This is a genomic window from Zhouia amylolytica (genome assembly GCF_900116365.1).
Classification (GTDB): Bacteria; Bacteroidota; Bacteroidia; order Flavobacteriales; family Flavobacteriaceae; genus Zhouia; species Zhouia amylolytica.
Genome location: NZ_FPAG01000004.1, coordinates 343227 through 360610, shown reverse-complemented (window position 1 = coordinate 360610; position 17384 = coordinate 343227). Strand labels below are relative to the sequence as shown.

Below are 17384 nucleotides of genomic sequence, written 5' to 3'. Positions count from 1 at the left end.
TTGTATAAAGATTAAACAAAATTTTAACCCAAACTTATCTAAACATTGATCTATGAAAAAAGTTATTTTACTAAGCGCCATGGCAATTTTCGGAATTACTATATTAGGATCTTGCTCTTCACACCACGCTATTTCAATAAATTCAGGAAAAAAAGTACCTCCAGGACAAATGAAAAAAATGACTGGCTCTAAGAGCGCAAAAGATTATGCTCCTGGGCAACAGAAAAAGAAACACAAACACTAAGATGTTAAAAAACACACTCAGAAAGAAATATAAAACTTTAAGAAGTCAATTATTATCGGAAGACCTGGAAGAATTAAGTATAAAAATTGCTAATGAATCTCTGAAACTACCTATTTGGGATAAGACCTATTATCATTTATTCTTACCAATTGAAGAACAAAAAGAAGTTGATACCTCTTTTTTATTAAGCATTTTACAAGGTAAGGATAAGGAGGTTGTAGTTGCTAAAAGCAACTTTCAAAACCTAAGCCTTACCCATTATTTACTTACAGAAAATACACGGTTCAGAAAAAACAGTTATAATATCCCTGAGCCTGTAGATGGTATTGAAGTTCCGATAGAAAAAATTGACGTAGTATTTGTCCCTTTATTAGCTTTTGACCAAAAAGGCAATAGAGTTGGTTATGGCAAAGGGTTTTATGACCAATTTCTTTCTGAGTGTAAAAACACTACAATAAAAATAGGATTATCCTTTTTTGAAGCCGAAAGTTTCATTGAAGATCTTCGGGAAGACGATATAAAAATTGATTATTGCGTCACCCCGGAAAAAGTCTATACTTTCCCCTGATCTTCCTCTTTTTTAGGAAATGCCTTTTTGTTAAAAACCAATAATATCCCTACCCCAAAACTAATGGAGGTATCCGCGATATTGAAGACCGGTTCGAAAAACCTGAAGTGATTACCTCCTACCATAGGTATCCATTCAGGAAACGTTGTATCAATCATTGGAAAATATAGCATATCTACCACCTTTCCGTGAAATATACTACCATAAGGATCATCAGAAAACATAGTTGCTACCTGACCATAACTGTCATTAAAAATCATTCCGTAAAAAACAGAATCGATTATATTTCCCAAGGCCCCAGCGAAAATTAATGCAATAGAAACAATTAAAATCTTAGGACTTTTCTTCTTCACACTATCATATAACCAGTATCCAATCCCTCCAATAGCAAATATTCTAAAGATTGTTAACGACAACTTGGCCACCTCATCTGAAACAAAAGGAACGATATCACTTAACTTGGTACCCCAGGCAGCTCCTTCATTTTCTACAAATAATATTTTAAACCAATCAAAAACGTCAGTATGCTCTCCCAGAACAAAATTTGTCTTAATATATATTTTTGAAATTTGATCTACCAATAAGACCAAGGCTATAATGAAAATCGATTTTTTTAATGACATATGTTCTTAAATATAAAATGGGTCTGGATTTTTCCCAAAATGAGCTCCAAAAATAAGAATATTATTCATTTTGAGATATGTAAATATTACCATGAACCGTTTTTAATGATATTAAACTATTACCTGAGGAAACTCCACGATTTATAACCTTTCCAAATTTTGAGGAAGCTTTTATATTTCCTCCGGAAGACTTATATCGTATATCTCCTTGAAAAGAATAAGCATCCAAATCGCCTTCCACATCATAAAACCTGGTAGTACCTGATCGTGTTTTGGTTTTCACCTGATTGTACTTCCCACTTACATCTACTTCAGTATCCGCCCCCAGCACAAGCACTTCTAAATATTCGGGTACTTCAACAATAATTCGCACCGAGATCACCTTATGCGCACTTAATTTATCGTCTGGCATATCAAATGAAGGTGAAAATTCTGCTTTAACATTTAACGTATGCTCCTCTACATTAGCTACCACATATAATTCATTTCTATATTCTCCGTTCATTTGGGCCTGTATCCTTACGTGATCAGTTTTTTTGGCAAATACTATAATTTTATAGGCGTTTAAACCCTGAATCTCCATTGATGAAATCCCTGAAGAAGGAAATACCTTTTCAACCTTCTTCTGCCCCATCGCACTCATGGTAAAAACAAAAAGTAATAATCCTGTAAAATAATTACGAATACCTTGCATGATAACTAGTGTAACGTATTGAACTAAATAAAAAAACGCCCAGTAATGGACGTTTTTTACGATAGAAAAGAGCTGTGTAAATTTAACTCTTTTGCATGTTTTTTGCTTCTATACTTAAAGTTGCATGAGGAACCAACTTTAAACGCTCTTTATTAATAAGTTTTCCTGTAACTCTACAAATTCCGTATGTTTTATTTTCAATACGTACTAAAGCATTTTTTAAATCCCGAATAAACTTTTCTTGACGAATTGCCAATTGAGAATTTGCTTCTTTACTCATGGTCTCTGATCCTTCTTCAAATGCTTTGAATGTAGGAGAAGTATCATCCGTACCGTTATTCCCATCATTCATGTAAGCACTTTTTAAAAGATCCAGATCTTGCTTGGCTTTCTCGATTTTAGCTTCGATTATAGCCCTGAATTCTTCTAGCTCTTTATCAGAGTATCTTACTTTAACGTCTGTGCTCATAGCTATAAGTGTTTTTGAATAGACAATTTGGTGTTTACGTCATCAAAAGCAATTTCCGTACCATTCTCAAGATGCTCTTCAAAGCCTAAGTCTGCTGTAAGGGTTTCGGCCTTGATATAATCTATATTACTCATTACCGCCTGTTCTATTACAGTACTGTCTTTTTGAAACTTAACATCTATTTTATCAGTCACTTCTAAACCAGAATCTTTTCGAAGATTTTGAATTCTGTTCACCAGCTCTCTGGCAATTCCTTCCTTACGTAAATCATCGGTTATAGTAACGTCTAAAGCTACAGTGATGGCCCCTGAATTAGCAACCAACCAACCTTCAATATCTTTCGATGAAATCTCTACTTCATCGATTCCTAAAGTAATATTTTTTTCGTTAATAACAAGCGTTATATCGCCATTTTGCTCAAGTTTTTGGATATCTTGTTGGTCGAATTTTTTTATCTTACTGGCAATCAACCCCATATCCTTGCCAAATCGAGGACCAAGAACTTTAAAATTCGGTTTAATCTGCTTCACCAAAACTCCTGATGCATCGTCTAAAAGCTCCACCTCTTTTACATTTACCTCCGCGATAATCAAATCTGAAACCGCCGAAATTTCCTGACGTTGATTTTCATCCAATACTGGCACGATCACCTTCTTAAGCGGCTGTCTAACTTTAATTTTTTCTTTTTTCCTTAACGACAAGACCAGGGAAGTAATTGTCTGGGCAGTTTCCATTTTACGCTCCAGACGTTTATCAATAACCCCTTCATCACATGTTGGAAACTCTGATAAATGCACACTTTCAAGCGCTTCTTTTTTAGTAGCTCCATTTAAATCTTTATACAACTGATCTGTAAAGAATGGCGCTATAGGTGCCGCTAACTTCGCTACAATATCCAGACATGTATACAGCGTTTGATATGCCGAAATTTTATCTTCTCCATACTCCCCTTTCCAGAAGCGTCTTCTACATAGTCTAACATACCAGTTACTCAGGTACTCCTGTACAAATTCTGAAATAGCGCGCGCTGCCTTTGTAGGTTCATAATCATTATACGCATCATCTACCTTCTTGATCAAAGTATTCAATTCCGAAAGAATCCAACGGTCTATCTCCGGACGCTTTTCCAACGGAATATCACTTTCAGCATACGTAAAGTTATCGATGTTTGCATATAGACTAAAGAACGCATAGGTGTTATATAGTGTTCCAAAAAACTTTCGCCTAACTTCTGCAACACCATCTATATCAAACTTTAAGTTATCCCATGGATTAGCGTTACTAATCATATACCATCGGGTTGCATCAGGTCCGTATTCTGAAAGCGTCTCAAAAGGATCGACAGCATTACCCAATCGTTTAGACATTTTTTGTCCGTTTTTGTCCAATACCAGACCATTTGAAACTACATTCTTGTAAGCAACAGAATCAAAAACCAGGGTTCCAATAGCATGGAGCGTATAGAACCAACCTCTTGTCTGGTCAACCCCCTCAGCAATGTAATCTGCAGGATACGACAACTTATCATCAATCAATTCTTTGTTCTCAAATGGGTAATGCCATTGGGCATAAGGCATTGAACCACTATCAAACCAAACATCTATTAGATCTGCCTCACGATTCATTGGTTTTCCTGAAGGAGAAACCAGGGTTATCTGGTCCACAATATTTTTATGAAGATCTACCTTGTCATAGTTGTCTTCACTCATATTACCGACTTCAAACTCGGCAAAAACATCTGATTCCATATATCCCGCCTCCACAGCTTTAGCCATTTCAGCTTTCAGTTCTTCTACCGAACCAATAATAATCTCTTCTTTTCCATCTTCCGTTCTCCATATAGGTAATGGGATCCCCCAATAACGTGAACGAGAAAGGTTCCAGTCGTTTGCATTTTGCAACCAGTTTCCAAACCTTCCCTCTCCTGTAGCTTTCGGCTTCCAGTTAATAGTTTGATTCAGCTCAAACATTCTATCCTTAAGCTCAGTAACTTTAATAAACCAGGAATCTAACGGATAATATAAAACAGGCTTATCCGTACGCCAGCAATGTGGATAACTATGGACATACTTCTCAACCTTAAAAGCTTTATTTTCTTCTTTTAATTTAATGGCAATCTCAACATCAACAGATTTTTCGGGAATCTCACCATCAGCATAATACTCATTCTTTACATATTTTCCTCCAATCTCAGGAAGTTCTGATCTGAATCGTCCCTGAAGATCTACAAGCGGAACCAAATTATCATTCTCATCCCTCACCAACATTGGCGGCACCTCAGGAGTTGCCTCCTTAGCCACCTTGGCATCATCTGCACCAAAAGTTGGCGCTGTATGAACGATACCTGTACCGTCTTCAGTGGTAACAAAATCACCAGAGATTACTCTAAACGCATTTTCAGGATTTTGATAAGGCAAAGCATAGGGCAATAATTGCTCATACTTTATACCCACCAAATCAGCTCCTTTAAAATCTTTAACAACGAAATAAGGGATCTTTTTATCACCTTCAGCGTAAGCCTGCAGCTCCTCTTCGCCCAGAACGGCCACATATTTACCCGAAAACTGACTGGCTAACAATGGCTTCCCTAACACAACATTTATCGGTTTATGTGTATACTGATTATAGGTTTTTACCAACACATAATCTATCTTAGGACCAACAGTTAATGCCGTATTTGACGGAAGTGTCCATGGTGTTGTCGTCCAGGCCAGCAGGTCGATCTCCCCATATCCTCTTAAGAACTCCGGCAATGTTTCTTCCTTCGTCTTAAACATAGCCACTGCCGTTGTATCTGATACATCCTTATAAGTGCCAGGCTGATTCAATTCATGGGAACTTAATCCAGTTCCGGCTTTGGGAGAATACGGTTGAATCGTGTACCCTTTGTAAAGCAAATCTTTGTTGTATATCTGCTTTAACAACCACCATACACTCTCCATATACTTAGGCTTGTAGGTAATATATGGATTCTCCATATCTACCCAATAACCCATTTTTCTGGTAAGATCATTCCAAACATCCGTATAACGCATTACCGCTTGCTTACATGCTTTATTATAATCCTCGACAGAAATCTTCTTTCCAATATCTTCTTTAGTAATACCCAACTCCTTTTCAACACCAAGCTCCACGGGTAGGCCGTGGGTATCCCAACCGGCTTTTCGCTTTACCTGATATCCTTTTTGAGTTTTATAGCGACAAAAAATATCTTTGATGGCACGAGCCATCACATGATGAATCCCCGGCAAACCATTTGCTGAAGGAGGTCCTTCAAAAAAAACAAAAGGCTGAGCGTTCTCACGCGTAGTTATACTTTTTTCAAATACATCATGCTCCTCCCAGTAGTTCAAAATTTCTTCTGCTACTTTCGGTAAATCAAGTCCTTTGTACTCAGTAAACTTCATTAAAAATCTTTTTCCTAATTCTGGATATTTAATACTAAATGTTCAATTTTAACCCTGAGAGTAAGTTGCCAATCACTTCACATAAAGCTTTCAACCCTGACTCACTCTTATGAGTTGCGCGAAATTAGTGATTTTCATCGAATTGTAGGTTTTAAATACATAAAAAAAGCCCCTTAAAAAGGAGGCTTTTTACAAAAACAGGCTAATTATTAACTACAACTAAATCCATTTTTAATGGATTTAACCTGCTATAAATATTTTTTAAAGACAAGCTTATTGCTTATGACTCTGGATTATTACCGTATGAATTAGCAAATCATTACCCGAAATATACCTTCCCGATTCAACGTCATAACCACTGGCAACAAGTGACGAAAAATGTCGTGCCCTATAATAAAACAATAACACAACGCATTAACCCTACCCCTACCAGAAGAATTTTTTAAGAAAACTACCCAAACAACTGATCTAAAACGTCCAGGGATTTAGGCTCTCTGAATCCATGTAAATGGAATTGGTAAAAACGAATAATAGCCTTTAATAACTCCTTCCTTGTTGCCTTGGTAGCTCGAATGTATACAAATGTATCGTAATCGGAACCTAAAAACGCATTAAACAATTGAAGCTGGTCTTCACTCAAGTAGGAATGTTTCGGCTTTATTGAGGTGTACTCTGCTTCCTGAAGATCAAAGTATTTTGCATCTTCCATAATTTCGTAAGGTTGAAAACCGAGATATCTTGATAATTTCAGCAGAAAAAATATATGAAAATTTGCCACCTCTTCATGTGTATCCAGCCACTGTATAGAAGATTCAATAAACTTAAACATAGACTTGTTTTCCTCCTCCTCCTGTAATACGCTTGCTAAAGTTTCGGAAAGAAAAAAAACGATATAATTTTTAATAATATCGATATGAATGGATTGAAAATAATACAAAACCCGAACCTCGCTTAAACGTTCTAAAGTTCCTTTACCCCTATGGTTAGCAACTATTTCAAGCTGCGTCAGGGGCTGAAAATAACTAGCTTTTAGCTTACCTCTTTTAGCGGCCAACACCCCCTTAAGCATATAACTCTTAACGCCTTCAGATTCGGTGTAACATTTAACTATTAAACTCGTATCAGAATATTTAATAGCTGATAGCACAATCGCTTTTGTTGTTACTAGCATTATAACCTCAATTCTATAAAGATTTCATACGACAATGTACGATTCAAAATTATCAAATAAAAAAGCTCCTCAGTAATTCTGAGGAGCTTTTTTTACAGTTAATAACACGTAAAACAAATTAATTACACTACGCCTTGAGCAAGCATAGCATCAGCAACTTTTACAAAGCCTCCAATATTTGCGCCTTTGACATAATTTACATAACCATTCTCTTCACCATATGATACACACATATCGTGAATATTCTTCATGATCCCTTTTAAACGCTCATCTACTTCATCTCTTGTCCAGCTAATTCTTAAGGAATTCTGAGACATTTCAAGTCCTGAAGTTGCAACCCCTCCAGCGTTTGAAGCTTTCCCCGGAGCAAATAATATTTTATGTTCATGGAAAGCATGGATTGCCTCTGGAGTTGACGGCATATTAGCACCCTCGGCAACAGCTATACAACCATTAGCCAATAACGCTTTGGCATCCTCCCCGTCTAATTCATTCTGTGTGGCACAAGGCAGAGCCACATCACAAGCAACACCCCATGGCTTCTTTCCTGGATGAAACGCTGCGTCCGGATATTTCTCTACATATTCAGAGATACGAACACGCTTCTCATTTTTTAAATACATTACATGAGCTAACTTATCCTCATCGATACCATCCTTATCATAAATAAACCCGGATGAATCAGACAAAGTAAGAACGGTACCGCCAAGATGAAGCACCTTTTCTGCCGCATATTGAGCAACATTACCAGAACCAGATATAACAACTTTTTTACCTTCAAAGCTATCACCTTTGGTATCAAGCATACTTTGCGCGAAATATACCGTACCATATCCAGTGGCTTCTGGCCTTATTAAAGAACCTCCCCAAGAAAGTCCTTTTCCGGTAAGCACCCCTGTAAACTCATTTCTTATCTTCTTATACATCCCAAACAAATACCCCACTTCACGAGCTCCAACACCAATATCTCCTGCAGGAACATCTGTATTTGGACCGATATGACGACACAACTCAGTCATGAAACTATGGCAAAAGCGCATAATTTCTGCATCAGACTTTCCTTTAGGATCAAAGTCAGAACCTCCTTTTCCGCCACCCATAGGAAGTGTCGTCAAACTATTTTTAAACACTTGCTCAAAAGCAAGGAATTTAAGAATACTCATATTTACACTCGGGTGAAAACGCAACCCTCCTTTATAAGGACCAATTGCTGAATTCATTTGAATTCTATAACCTCTGTTCACATGTATCTCTCCTTCATCATCAACCCATGACACCCTGAAAGTAATCGCCCTTTCAGGCTCTACCATTCTTAATAAGATGTTCTTACCACTATAGATATCATGTTGAGCGATATACGGAAGAACCGTTTCAGCTACTTCCTGAACAGCTTGCATGAACTCCGGCTCATGTGAGTTACGAGCCTTTACAAGCTCCATAAAATCGTGGATTTTTTGTTCCATGTCTAGCAAATAATGCGTTTTAAAAAGTTCGTAATAAATCAGAGCAAATATACGATATACTCAAAAATGACCATCTATTTTTTATAATTTTATAATATCAGTCTTAAACATTAAGCCTATATTAACAAAAATTGATTTTTAACCAATAGCCTGTTTTAAATCTTCAATTAAATCTTCAACATCTTCAATCCCCACACTTAAGCGTATTAAGGCATCAACCACCCCCGACTTTTCTCTTTCTTCTTTTGGGATGCTGGCATGTGTCATACTTGCAGGATGACCAGCCAAAGACTCTACCCCTCCAAGGGATTCAGCGAGCGTAAAAACTTTTAAACTTTCTATGATCCTAATAGCGTCTTTAAAACTACTGTCTTTTGTAACAAAAGAAATCATACCCCCAAAATCTTTCATCTGCCTTTTAGCTATTTCATGGTTAGGATGGTGTTCAAAGCCGGGCCAATACACCTTTTCAATTTTGGAGTGTCCGGCCAAATATTCAGCAACTGCGCGTCCGTTCTCACAATGACGCTGCATTCGAACATGAAGTGTTTTGATTCCTCTTAACACCAAAAAGCTATCCATAGGCCCACATATCGCACCACTAGCATTTTGAATAAAGTATAATTTATCTGCCAGATGCTTTTCCTTCACCACCAAAGCTCCCATAACAACATCACTATGCCCGCCCAGGTATTTGGTAGCGGAATGCATTACTATATCAGCACCTAAATCCAAAGGGCGCTGCAGGTATGGAGTAGCAAAGGTATTATCAACAGCCAAAATCAATTGATGTTGCTTCGCTATTTTAGAGACAGCCTCTATATCTATAATATTCATCATTGGATTCGTCGGTGTTTCTACCCAAATAAGCTTCGTATTTGGATTAATGCAGGAGGATATATCCTCCACTGTTCCCATCTCAATAAAATGAAATTTAATACCAAAATTTGAGAATACCTGATTGAATAAACGATAAGTACCTCCATAAAGATCATTCGTCGAAATAACCTCATCGCCTGGCTTCAAAAGCTTTAATACTGCATCAATTGCAGCCAACCCACTGCCAAAGGCTAGACCGTAGTTCCCGTTTTCTATACTTGCCATTGCATCTTCCAAAGCCTTTCTGGTAGGATTGTGGGTTCTTGAATACTCAAATCCTTTATGACCGCCAGGCGTAGATTGGGCATAGGTGGAAGTTTGATAGATTGGAGGCATAACAGCTCCATAAGCCTCATCGGGTTTCTGGTTTCCGTGAATTGTCTTGGTATTGAACTTCATATGATTATTTATTAAAATCCCTCTAACAAAAATATCGTTTCCTTTTGGGGATTCCAACGAAGAACGTACCTTTATCCTATTATAATATGACTTTTATCCAGATGAAAAAATACTATTTCCTGTTTCTGGCAATTCTTGCATTCATTTCATGTAACTCAGACGGAATTAAATTAACAACCGAGGCTATCAATTCAAAATCATGTAAAGATTGCGCTAAAGTCTCTATTAACCTACCTAAGGCCACTGGTAATTTTGTAGCAGACTCGATTAACCAGCACCTTAATGATTACGCAATTCAAGTGTTGAATTATACCGAAGAGCATACTTCTGAATCCATAAAACAAGAAGTGGAAAATTTTGTATCCGAATATCAAAAAACGAAAAAAGATTTCCCTGATATGGCCGCTGTGTGGGAAGCTACTATCGATGGAAATGTATCTTACCAAACTGAAGATTTAATTAGCCTTCAACTCGACTCGTATGTTTATACCGGAGGAGCACATGGGTATGGAGCAGTTTCTTACATGAATATCGACGCTAAAACCGGAGCATTATTGGAGACTAAAGATCTTTTTACAGATTTTTCTGCATTTAAAGTTTTAGTAGAAAAAAAATTCAGACAAATCCATAACATCCCTGATGAAGAAAGCATCAATAGTACAGGATTTATGTTTGACAACGATGTATTCGAATTACCCCAAAATATCGGTTATAATGAAAAAGGGATTGTACTAATTTACAACCCCTATGACATTGCGGCTTATGCTGAAGGAATGATTAAAATTGAAATCCCTTTCGACGACCTGCAAAATAACCTCATTATAAAATAATCACTAAGCTCCCAGCGACCTTCGCTGAGCTAATACATACCCCAAATGCAAACCTTCGTGGAAATTATTGAACTCTAATGCTTCTTCAATATTACTTAAAGTACTGTCGTTTGTAGACACTGTATACTGTTGATAAACTTTGAATTTACCTTCTTCATAATCTTTTTTTAACTGATCCAAGGTTGAGAACAAAAGCCCTTTCAAGGCTTCAACCTCCGTTTGGGTTACATCCCTGGTAGGTTTGGTTCCTTTACTATATGATGCTATCATTTCATCCGAAACATTTACTTCAAGGCCAGATAACTTATACGCGAGTAATTGTTGTGTTACCACAGCATGAGCTATATTCCAAAAGACATTGTTATTATACCCCTTCGGAACTTTATTCAAGTCCTCCAAAGACATTTCTTCCAATATTTTTTTAAATATGGCTCTGTTTTTTGTTGTTATATCAAAAGTCCATTCCATTTTACTATATTTTTTTCCAAAGATATTTTAAAAGGATTTACTTTGCATATTCTTTCGGAACGAAAACTAATTTTCATGACAAAAATATACTACCTCAGCACTTGCGACACTTGCAAACGAATCATTAAAGAGTTAAATCTTCCCGAAGACACTATAATGCAAGACATTAAAAAGGAAGTTATAACTAATGAACAGGTAGAAGAAATGAAATCATTATCCGGGTCGTACGAATCTTTGTTTAGTAAAAGAGCTAGGCTTTATAAAGGACGTGGATTGAAAGACATGGAATTAAGTGAAGATGATTATAAATCTTTAATACTGGAACACTACACCTTTCTTAAAAGACCCGTAATTATAGTTGACAAACAAATCTTTGTTGGAAATAGTAAAAAAGTAACGGAAGCTACTTATAAAGCTCTGCATCCTTAGTTATGAATAAAAGAATTCTTGCATTAATTGCCGCCTTTATTGCCTCTGCCATCTATGGTATTAATCATACACTTGCGAAAGGAGTGATGCCAACCTATGTACAGCCTTATGGATTTATATTGATTAGAGTACTTGGTGCAGCCATCCTGTTTTGGGGTATAAGCTTTTGGGGGCCTAAAGAAAAAATAGCTAAATCCGATTGGCCTAGAATTATTGGTTGTGCAATTCTTGGAATGGTTATTAACATGCAAGTGTTTTTTAAAGGTTTAAGTCTCTCCACTCCCATACACAGCTCCCTGATTATTACAGTAACCCCGATACTGGTTTTTGTACTATCAGCCTTGTTGATAGGTGAAAAGCTTAGTTGGCTCAGAGCATTCGGAATTCTACTAGGTTTTGCGGGTACTGCCGGTCTCATTTTATACGATAATACTACTGCAGAAAACGCCCCGAACATCCCATTGGGCAACTTGTTGTTTGTGATTAACGCAACCTCATACGGACTTTATTTGATACTGGTAAAGCCACTTACAAATAAGTATCACGCTTTTACATTAATGAAATGGCTCTTTTTAATTGCCGTATTCATTAATTTTCCAATTAGTTACGTTGAGTTCTCCCAGGTCCAATGGCAAGAATTACCTGTTGATATTGTTTTAAAGATTATATATGTCGTATTAGGAACAACATTTGCCACCTATTTACTTAATATTTTTGCTATAAAAACACTGAAAGCATCAACCATCGGAGCTTTTATATACCTACAGCCACTAATAGGAATTCTGTTTGCGGTAGTTGTAGGTGCAGACCAACTAAATTTAATGAAAGTTGCCACTGCCGCGATGATCTTCACAGGCGTTTATCTGGTAACCAAAAAAACCGAAAAATCAGTTTAGATCTTTAGGCTTTTTATTAAATTTTCTGGTATCCTCTTTGGTAAGCTCCTTGAAATCTTCAGCCTTGTGAGCCATATCAAACAGTGATCGTATTTCCGGTTCCAAACCTATCAAGGTTCTGGACTTTAAATCAATCCACCCCCCCATCATTTCACAGCTGGCAAAATTTCGCCCTTTGTGATCATAATAATTATGCCTGAAAGCAAAGAACTTGGCATCATCACTTAATCCGGTTAACTCCAGAGAGACCTTAACAGGCTTCCCTGCAAAAACTTCTTTGAAATAATAAATATGTTCATAGAATACTACAGGTCCAATATTTTTTTCTTGCAACAATTGTTGATTAAACCCATGCTCAATTAAAAAAGACATTCTTGTATGCGCAGCATAAGCTATATAAGCTTGATTGGCAAGGTGCCTGTTTGCATCTATGTCATTCCATCTAATTTCAAATTCTTTCGTATACATCATTTTTATTATTATGCGTGCATAGCAAAACTACCACTATTTCATCGTTAATTCAAATAGATCGATTCTTAAATTTTAAACAAAATTCTATTATAATTTGGTAGTGTCTAGGGGCAAAAAACTATTCTATTACTTATCTTAGCGAGAAACTAAAATTACACATCATGAAATTATTTAATAGAGCACTCGTAGTTGCTTTTACCGGCCTGCTAATTAGTTGTGGAGGTAAGGAAGAAAAGAAAAAAGACGGCTTTCAATATGAAGAAGGAAGCAAAAAAACTGAATCAACCACCCAAACAAAAAAGGAAGATGGGGTTAGCGAAGTTGTTATCACCGGAGACGATATGATGAAGTTTAACCTTAAAGAAATTAAGGTGAAAGCTGGCGATAAGGTTAAACTGACTTTAAAACACATCGGTAAGCTTGATAAAAATGTAATGGGACATAATTTTGTATTACTTGCTCAAGGTGTAGACCTCGTTGATTTTGCAACCAAGGCTGCTACTGCAAAAGACACCGAATACATTCCTGAAGGTTCTGAAAATGATGTATTGGCCCACACAAAAATCCTTGGTGGTGGTGAGACTGACATCATAGAGTTTGAAGCTCCTGAAAAAGGAACATACCAGTTCTTATGCAGCTTCCCTGGACACTATGCTATGATGCAGGGTAAATTTATAGTAGAATAACACGCTACAAAACCAACCAAAACTTATGAATAAAAGCCTTTTATTAAGTACACTCATACTATTCTCTGTTATTACATCGTGTAAAAACGAGAAAAAGGAAGTAAAACAAGAATCAAAAACAACCGTAACACTCAACTGGGAGCAATTGTTCAATGGTAAAGATCTCTCAGGCTGGACCCCTAAAATATCTAAACATGAATTGGGGGAAAACTTCGGAGAGACTTTCCGTATAGAAGACGGTAAAATGGTCGTTCGTTATGACCAATATGGTGCATTCGATCAACAATATGGTCATATCTTTTACAATCAACCCTTTTCTGCATACTTCTTAGCAGTAGAATATCGCTTTGTTGGCGAACAAGCTCAGGAAGGAGAGGGTTGGGCCTGGAGAAATAGCGGGGTGATGCTCCACGGTCAGGACCCAAAAACCATGACCGTTAATCAAAATTTCCCAATAAGCATTGAAGCACAATTTCTAGGGGGGGATGGAGAAAATGAAAGAACCACTCTTAATCTATGCACTCCGGGCACTAACGTGTTCATCAAAGACACCTTATTCACCCCTCACTGTATCAGCTCAACATCAAAAACCTATCATGGTGATCAATGGGTAAGAGCAGGATTCTTAGTATTAAAGGATTCCTTGGTCCAACATTATACAGGCGATAAAGTAGTTATGGAATATACAAAACCTCAAATTGGTGGAGGTATGGTGAATGAAACCTCCGAAGGAGTTCAAATTGAAGGAAAGGCACTGACCCAAGGATACATTTCTCTTCAAAGTGAAAGTCATCCAATAGAGTTCAGAAAAGTTGAAATAATTGATTTGGAACCTATTTATAACGACAAGCCCCTTCTGGAAACTACCATTGAAACCATTTTAAAAGAAGAAGCAAAATAAAAGTCGATCTATGATCGACTTTTTTTATTTAAATTGTAATAAGGACTCACTAAAAACTATCAACCTCTTTATAGGCTTTAATCAGTGACTCTTCACCCTCTTTACCAGGTTTAGAATTTCCATGCTCCATCCCCAGAATTCCTTCAAATCCTCTTGAGTTGATATGCTTGAACACATTTTTATAATTAATCTCTCCTGTTGTTGGCTCTTTTCTACCAGGATTATCACCTATTTGAAAATAGGCAATTTCATCCCAGCAAGCATCAATATTTGGGATTAAATTTCCTTCAGTAATCTGTTGATGGTAGATATCAAACAATATTTTACAAGAAGGAGAATCTACAGCTTTACATATTTCGTAAGCTTGCGGAGACTCACTTAAGAACATCCCTGGATGATCCCTGAAGTTAAGTGGCTCCAATACCATAACCAGATTATGTGGCTCTAAGATTTCTGCGGCCCTCTTTAAAGACTCCACCACATTAGCAGTTTGATAAGCTTCATTTTTCCTTAGGTCTACATAACCCGGCACCACAGTCATCCATTTGGCATTCACTCGTTTAGCCACTTCTACCGACTCCTTGATATCATTTAAAAATTCATCTCTAAAAGTCGCGTCACCGCTGGCCAGATTTGGCTTATCCCAATATATTTTATGAGCTACAAACACCCCCATTTGCATATTGTATTTTTCCATGGTGCCCGCCATCTGTTTCTGAATGTCAAGGCTTCTATTCTTCATTCCATTATCTTCAAAAGCCTTAAAACCCTGACTCGCCATAAATTCTAACTGAGCAACCTCCCCAGAACCGGCATGATTTCTGAACATCCCCAAATGAGGGGCATACTTTAAATTAAATGCATTCATATTTTTCTTACGGTCCTCTTTATTAAACGATAAAGCCTCTGAAGTTATCATAGAAGCTCCTAGTGTCGATAAGGCCGTGTTTTGTATAAATTTTCTTCTCTTCATTTATTGATATTTTTGGATGCATTAAACAATTGACAAGCAACGCTAAAACAAAAAACCGTAACGTTTACAGGTTTCGCTTTTTAAGTTCCTCAACTGCGTGGTTGGCGGCTCTGGCAGTAAACGCCATATAGGTTAAAGATGGGTTTTGACAACCAGAAGATGTCATAAAAGAACCGTCTGTCACAAATACATTTTTAGCCGCATGTACTTGATTAAATTTATTTAAAACTGAAGTTTCTGGGTTCCTTCCCATTCTGGCGGTTCCCATTTCATGGATCCCCAAACCAATTCCACCGATATCATCATAAGTACTAACATCCTTGAATCCTCCTGCCTCCAACATTTCAGCAGCTTGCTGCTTCATGTCTTTTCGCATAGCTAATTCATTTGCTCCGAATTCTGCATCAAAGGTAATAGTAGGTAAACCCCAGGAATCTTTTGTATCATAATCCAAATACATTCTATTCTTATGATCAGGTAAAGTTTCTCCAAAACCGGTAAGCCCCATACTCCATCCTCCGGGTTTAAGTATAGCTTCTTTAAGCTTCTTACCATAATGAAGCTCTGCAACAAAACCTCCATCATAACCTGCTCTTCCCGCTCCCCCTTGATAACCATATCCTCGAAGAAATTCTTTCCGGTCAGTTTTACCTCCTAGATTTCTGAATCTTGGAATATAAATTCCATTCGGTCTCTTACCCTTGTAATACATATCCTCAAAACCGTCAATTTTACCGGAAGCTCCAATTCTATAATGATGATCCATTATATTATGCCCTAATTCTCCACTATCATTCCCTAAACCTTCAGGAAAGCGACTTGACTTAGATTGTAGTAATATTGAAGTTGAGGCCATTGAAGACGCGCATAAAAATATCAGCTTAGCCCTATACTCAACAGTCTCTTTGGTTTCCCTATCAATAACACGAACACCTGTTGCCTTACCTTTCTGCTCATCGTAAATCACCTCATGAACAATTGAATTCGGCCTCAAGGTCATATTCCCCGTAGCGTCTGCCACCGGCAATGTTGAAGAATTACTGCTAAAATATCCCCCAAAAGGACAACCTCTACCACAGCGGCTCCTATACTGACAAGTACTCCTCAATCCTGGTTTTGTACCTTCAGTTATATGAGCTGTACGCCCTATGGTTAAGGTTCTATCACTATAAGAATTCCCTAAGGATTCTTTCAAATGCTTTTCAACGCAATTGAGTTGCATCGGCTTTAAAAATCGGCCGTCCGGCAATTGTTTTAAACCAAGTTTTTCACCACTCACCCCTATAAAACGCTCAACATGATCATACCAGGGCGCTATATCTTTATACCTTACCGGCCAATCTACTGCAATTCCTTCTTTGAGGTTAGCTTCAAAATCTATATCACTTAAACGATAACTCTGTCTTCCCCATATCAAGGATCTCCCTCCAACCTGATAACCACGAATCCAGTCAAATCGTCTCTCCTCGTTGTATGGATGTTTCGTGTCATCAACAAAAAAATGATGATTGGTTTCATTCACCCAACCTCCGGTCCTGTTTTGTACAGCGGTTTTACTCCTTATTTCTCTGGTAATCTTACCTCCATGTTCAAAGTCCCACGGATCCATATTGGCCGTTGGATAATCTTCCAAATGCTTTACCATTCGTCCCCGTTCCAAAACCAAGGTCTTCAAGCCCTTTTCACAGAGCTCCTTTGCCGCCCATCCACCTGATATACCCGTACCAACTACAATGGCATCATATTCCTGCAATGGGGTGCTATAATAGAATGTTTTCATTAAAGATTCTGAATTGGTGGTTTATGCTGATGT

Annotated in this window: 18 protein-coding genes; 7 read left to right on the top strand and 11 right to left on the bottom strand. The window is 37.4% G+C overall.

What is annotated here, in order from left to right:
• Nucleotides 1-52 precede the first annotated feature (52 nt).
• Together BM361_RS08575 and BM361_RS08570 are read left to right on the top strand one after the other, a co-directional pair.
• The gene (locus BM361_RS08575; RefSeq protein WP_038267150.1) at nucleotides 53-244 is read left to right on the top strand and encodes a hypothetical protein; all 192 of its coding nucleotides are present in this window, start codon (nucleotides 53-55) and stop codon (nucleotides 242-244) included.
• Between the two features lies 1 nt (nucleotide 245).
• Nucleotides 246-812 (top strand): 5-formyltetrahydrofolate cyclo-ligase, encoded by a 567-nt coding sequence (locus tag BM361_RS08570; protein ID WP_074978213.1) that lies wholly within the window; start codon nucleotides 246-248, stop codon nucleotides 810-812.
• Here BM361_RS08570 and BM361_RS08565 read toward each other — a convergent pair.
• The 7 genes from BM361_RS08565 to BM361_RS08535 form a co-directional block, all read right to left on the bottom strand.
• A complete protein-coding gene (locus BM361_RS08565; protein WP_074978211.1) occupies nucleotides 797-1435 on the bottom strand; it encodes a lipoprotein signal peptidase in 639 nt (212 codons plus the stop codon). The two genes, BM361_RS08570 and BM361_RS08565, sit on opposite strands and share 16 nt — an antisense overlap.
• A gap of 61 nt (nucleotides 1436-1496) precedes the next feature.
• The gene (locus BM361_RS08560; protein WP_038267159.1) at nucleotides 1497-2129 is read right to left on the bottom strand and encodes a DUF4097 family beta strand repeat-containing protein; all 633 of its coding nucleotides are present in this window, start codon (nucleotides 2127-2129) and stop codon (nucleotides 1497-1499) included.
• A gap of 82 nt (nucleotides 2130-2211) precedes the next feature.
• Nucleotides 2212-2598: a TraR/DksA family transcriptional regulator gene (locus BM361_RS08555; protein ID WP_038267161.1), complete on the bottom strand. Its 387-nt coding sequence runs from the start codon at nucleotides 2596-2598 to the stop codon at nucleotides 2212-2214.
• Nucleotides 2599-2600: 2 nt separating this feature from the next.
• On the bottom strand, nucleotides 2601-6005 hold the full coding sequence (ileS, locus tag BM361_RS08550) for an isoleucine--tRNA ligase (protein ID WP_074978210.1): 3405 nt from the start codon (nucleotides 6003-6005) through the stop codon (nucleotides 2601-2603).
• A 451-nt stretch (nucleotides 6006-6456) separates the two neighbouring features.
• A complete protein-coding gene (recO, locus tag BM361_RS08545; RefSeq protein WP_074978208.1) occupies nucleotides 6457-7176 on the bottom strand; it encodes a DNA repair protein RecO in 720 nt (239 codons plus the stop codon).
• A 122-nt stretch (nucleotides 7177-7298) separates the two neighbouring features.
• Entirely contained in the window at nucleotides 7299-8639 is a 1341-nt protein-coding gene (gdhA, locus tag BM361_RS08540; protein ID WP_074978207.1) for an NADP-specific glutamate dehydrogenase, read from the bottom strand.
• Between the two features lie 138 nt (nucleotides 8640-8777).
• On the bottom strand, nucleotides 8778-9917 hold the full coding sequence (locus BM361_RS08535; RefSeq protein WP_074978205.1) for a cystathionine gamma-synthase: 1140 nt from the start codon (nucleotides 9915-9917) through the stop codon (nucleotides 8778-8780).
• Nucleotides 9918-10018: 101 nt separating this feature from the next.
• Here BM361_RS08535 and BM361_RS08530 point away from each other — a divergent pair, with 101 nt between their 5' ends.
• The gene (locus tag BM361_RS08530; RefSeq protein WP_074978203.1) at nucleotides 10019-10747 is read left to right on the top strand and encodes a DUF3298 and DUF4163 domain-containing protein; all 729 of its coding nucleotides are present in this window, start codon (nucleotides 10019-10021) and stop codon (nucleotides 10745-10747) included.
• A gap of 3 nt (nucleotides 10748-10750) precedes the next feature.
• Here BM361_RS08530 and BM361_RS08525 read toward each other — a convergent pair whose 3' ends face one another.
• The gene (locus BM361_RS08525; RefSeq protein ID WP_038267172.1) at nucleotides 10751-11215 is read right to left on the bottom strand and encodes a DinB family protein; all 465 of its coding nucleotides are present in this window, start codon (nucleotides 11213-11215) and stop codon (nucleotides 10751-10753) included.
• A gap of 75 nt (nucleotides 11216-11290) precedes the next feature.
• Between BM361_RS08525 and BM361_RS08520 the strand changes: the two genes are divergently transcribed.
• Nucleotides 11291-11644 carry an arsenate reductase family protein gene (locus BM361_RS08520; RefSeq protein ID WP_074978201.1) on the top strand — a complete coding sequence of 118 codons (354 nt, stop codon included), beginning with the start codon at nucleotides 11291-11293 and terminating at the stop codon, nucleotides 11642-11644.
• Between the two features lie 2 nt (nucleotides 11645-11646).
• Entirely contained in the window at nucleotides 11647-12540 is an 894-nt protein-coding gene (locus tag BM361_RS08515; RefSeq protein WP_074978199.1) for a DMT family transporter, read from the top strand.
• Here BM361_RS08515 and BM361_RS08510 read toward each other — a convergent pair.
• Nucleotides 12532-13008: an acyl-CoA thioesterase gene (locus tag BM361_RS08510; RefSeq protein WP_074978269.1), complete on the bottom strand. Its 477-nt coding sequence runs from the start codon at nucleotides 13006-13008 to the stop codon at nucleotides 12532-12534. The two genes, BM361_RS08515 and BM361_RS08510, sit on opposite strands and share 9 nt — an antisense overlap.
• A gap of 164 nt (nucleotides 13009-13172) precedes the next feature.
• On the opposite strand from BM361_RS08510, the gene azu reads away from it, so the two are divergent.
• Both azu and BM361_RS08500 read left to right on the top strand, forming a co-directional pair.
• Nucleotides 13173-13697, top strand: a complete 525-nt coding sequence (gene azu, locus BM361_RS08505) for an azurin (protein WP_038267183.1) — start codon at nucleotides 13173-13175, stop codon at nucleotides 13695-13697.
• Nucleotides 13698-13722: 25 nt separating this feature from the next.
• Nucleotides 13723-14598, top strand: a complete 876-nt coding sequence (locus tag BM361_RS08500) for a 3-keto-disaccharide hydrolase (protein ID WP_038267186.1) — start codon at nucleotides 13723-13725, stop codon at nucleotides 14596-14598.
• A 49-nt stretch (nucleotides 14599-14647) separates the two neighbouring features.
• On the opposite strand, the gene BM361_RS08495 is transcribed toward BM361_RS08500, so the two are convergent.
• Both BM361_RS08495 and BM361_RS08490 read right to left on the bottom strand, forming a co-directional pair.
• A complete protein-coding gene (locus tag BM361_RS08495; RefSeq protein ID WP_074978198.1) occupies nucleotides 14648-15571 on the bottom strand; it encodes a hydroxypyruvate isomerase family protein in 924 nt (307 codons plus the stop codon).
• A gap of 64 nt (nucleotides 15572-15635) precedes the next feature.
• The gene (locus BM361_RS08490) at nucleotides 15636-17351 is read right to left on the bottom strand and encodes a GMC oxidoreductase (RefSeq protein WP_074978196.1); all 1716 of its coding nucleotides are present in this window, start codon (nucleotides 17349-17351) and stop codon (nucleotides 15636-15638) included.
• Nucleotides 17352-17384 lie beyond the last annotated feature (33 nt).

What these genes read in the sequence shown, in the direction of transcription:
- BM361_RS08575 (WP_038267150.1), top strand. Translation starts at nt 53, where the DNA reads ATGAAAAAAGTTATTTTACTAAGCGCCATGGCAATTTTCGGAATTACT.
- BM361_RS08570 (WP_074978213.1), top strand. Translation starts at nt 246, where the DNA reads ATGTTAAAAAACACACTCAGAAAGAAATATAAAACTTTAAGAAGTCAA.
- BM361_RS08565 (WP_074978211.1), bottom strand. Translation starts at nt 1,435, where the DNA reads ATGTCATTAAAAAAATCGATTTTCATTATAGCCTTGGTCTTATTGGTA.
- BM361_RS08560 (WP_038267159.1), bottom strand. Translation starts at nt 2,129, where the DNA reads ATGCAAGGTATTCGTAATTATTTTACAGGATTATTACTTTTTGTTTTT.
- BM361_RS08555 (WP_038267161.1), bottom strand. Translation starts at nt 2,598, where the DNA reads ATGAGCACAGACGTTAAAGTAAGATACTCTGATAAAGAGCTAGAAGAA.
- ileS (WP_074978210.1), bottom strand. Translation starts at nt 6,005, where the DNA reads ATGAAGTTTACTGAGTACAAAGGACTTGATTTACCGAAAGTAGCAGAA.
- recO (WP_074978208.1), bottom strand. Translation starts at nt 7,176, where the DNA reads ATGCTAGTAACAACAAAAGCGATTGTGCTATCAGCTATTAAATATTCT.
- gdhA (WP_074978207.1), bottom strand. Translation starts at nt 8,639, where the DNA reads ATGGAACAAAAAATCCACGATTTTATGGAGCTTGTAAAGGCTCGTAAC.
- BM361_RS08535 (WP_074978205.1), bottom strand. Translation starts at nt 9,917, where the DNA reads ATGAAGTTCAATACCAAGACAATTCACGGAAACCAGAAACCCGATGAG.
- BM361_RS08530 (WP_074978203.1), top strand. Translation starts at nt 10,019, where the DNA reads ATGAAAAAATACTATTTCCTGTTTCTGGCAATTCTTGCATTCATTTCA.
- BM361_RS08525 (WP_038267172.1), bottom strand. Translation starts at nt 11,215, where the DNA reads ATGGAATGGACTTTTGATATAACAACAAAAAACAGAGCCATATTTAAA.
- BM361_RS08520 (WP_074978201.1), top strand. Translation starts at nt 11,291, where the DNA reads ATGACAAAAATATACTACCTCAGCACTTGCGACACTTGCAAACGAATC.
- BM361_RS08515 (WP_074978199.1), top strand. Translation starts at nt 11,647, where the DNA reads ATGAATAAAAGAATTCTTGCATTAATTGCCGCCTTTATTGCCTCTGCC.
- BM361_RS08510 (WP_074978269.1), bottom strand. Translation starts at nt 13,008, where the DNA reads ATGTATACGAAAGAATTTGAAATTAGATGGAATGACATAGATGCAAAC.
- azu (WP_038267183.1), top strand. Translation starts at nt 13,173, where the DNA reads ATGAAATTATTTAATAGAGCACTCGTAGTTGCTTTTACCGGCCTGCTA.
- BM361_RS08500 (WP_038267186.1), top strand. Translation starts at nt 13,723, where the DNA reads ATGAATAAAAGCCTTTTATTAAGTACACTCATACTATTCTCTGTTATT.
- BM361_RS08495 (WP_074978198.1), bottom strand. Translation starts at nt 15,571, where the DNA reads ATGAAGAGAAGAAAATTTATACAAAACACGGCCTTATCGACACTAGGA.
- BM361_RS08490 (WP_074978196.1), bottom strand. Translation starts at nt 17,351, where the DNA reads ATGAAAACATTCTATTATAGCACCCCATTGCAGGAATATGATGCCATT.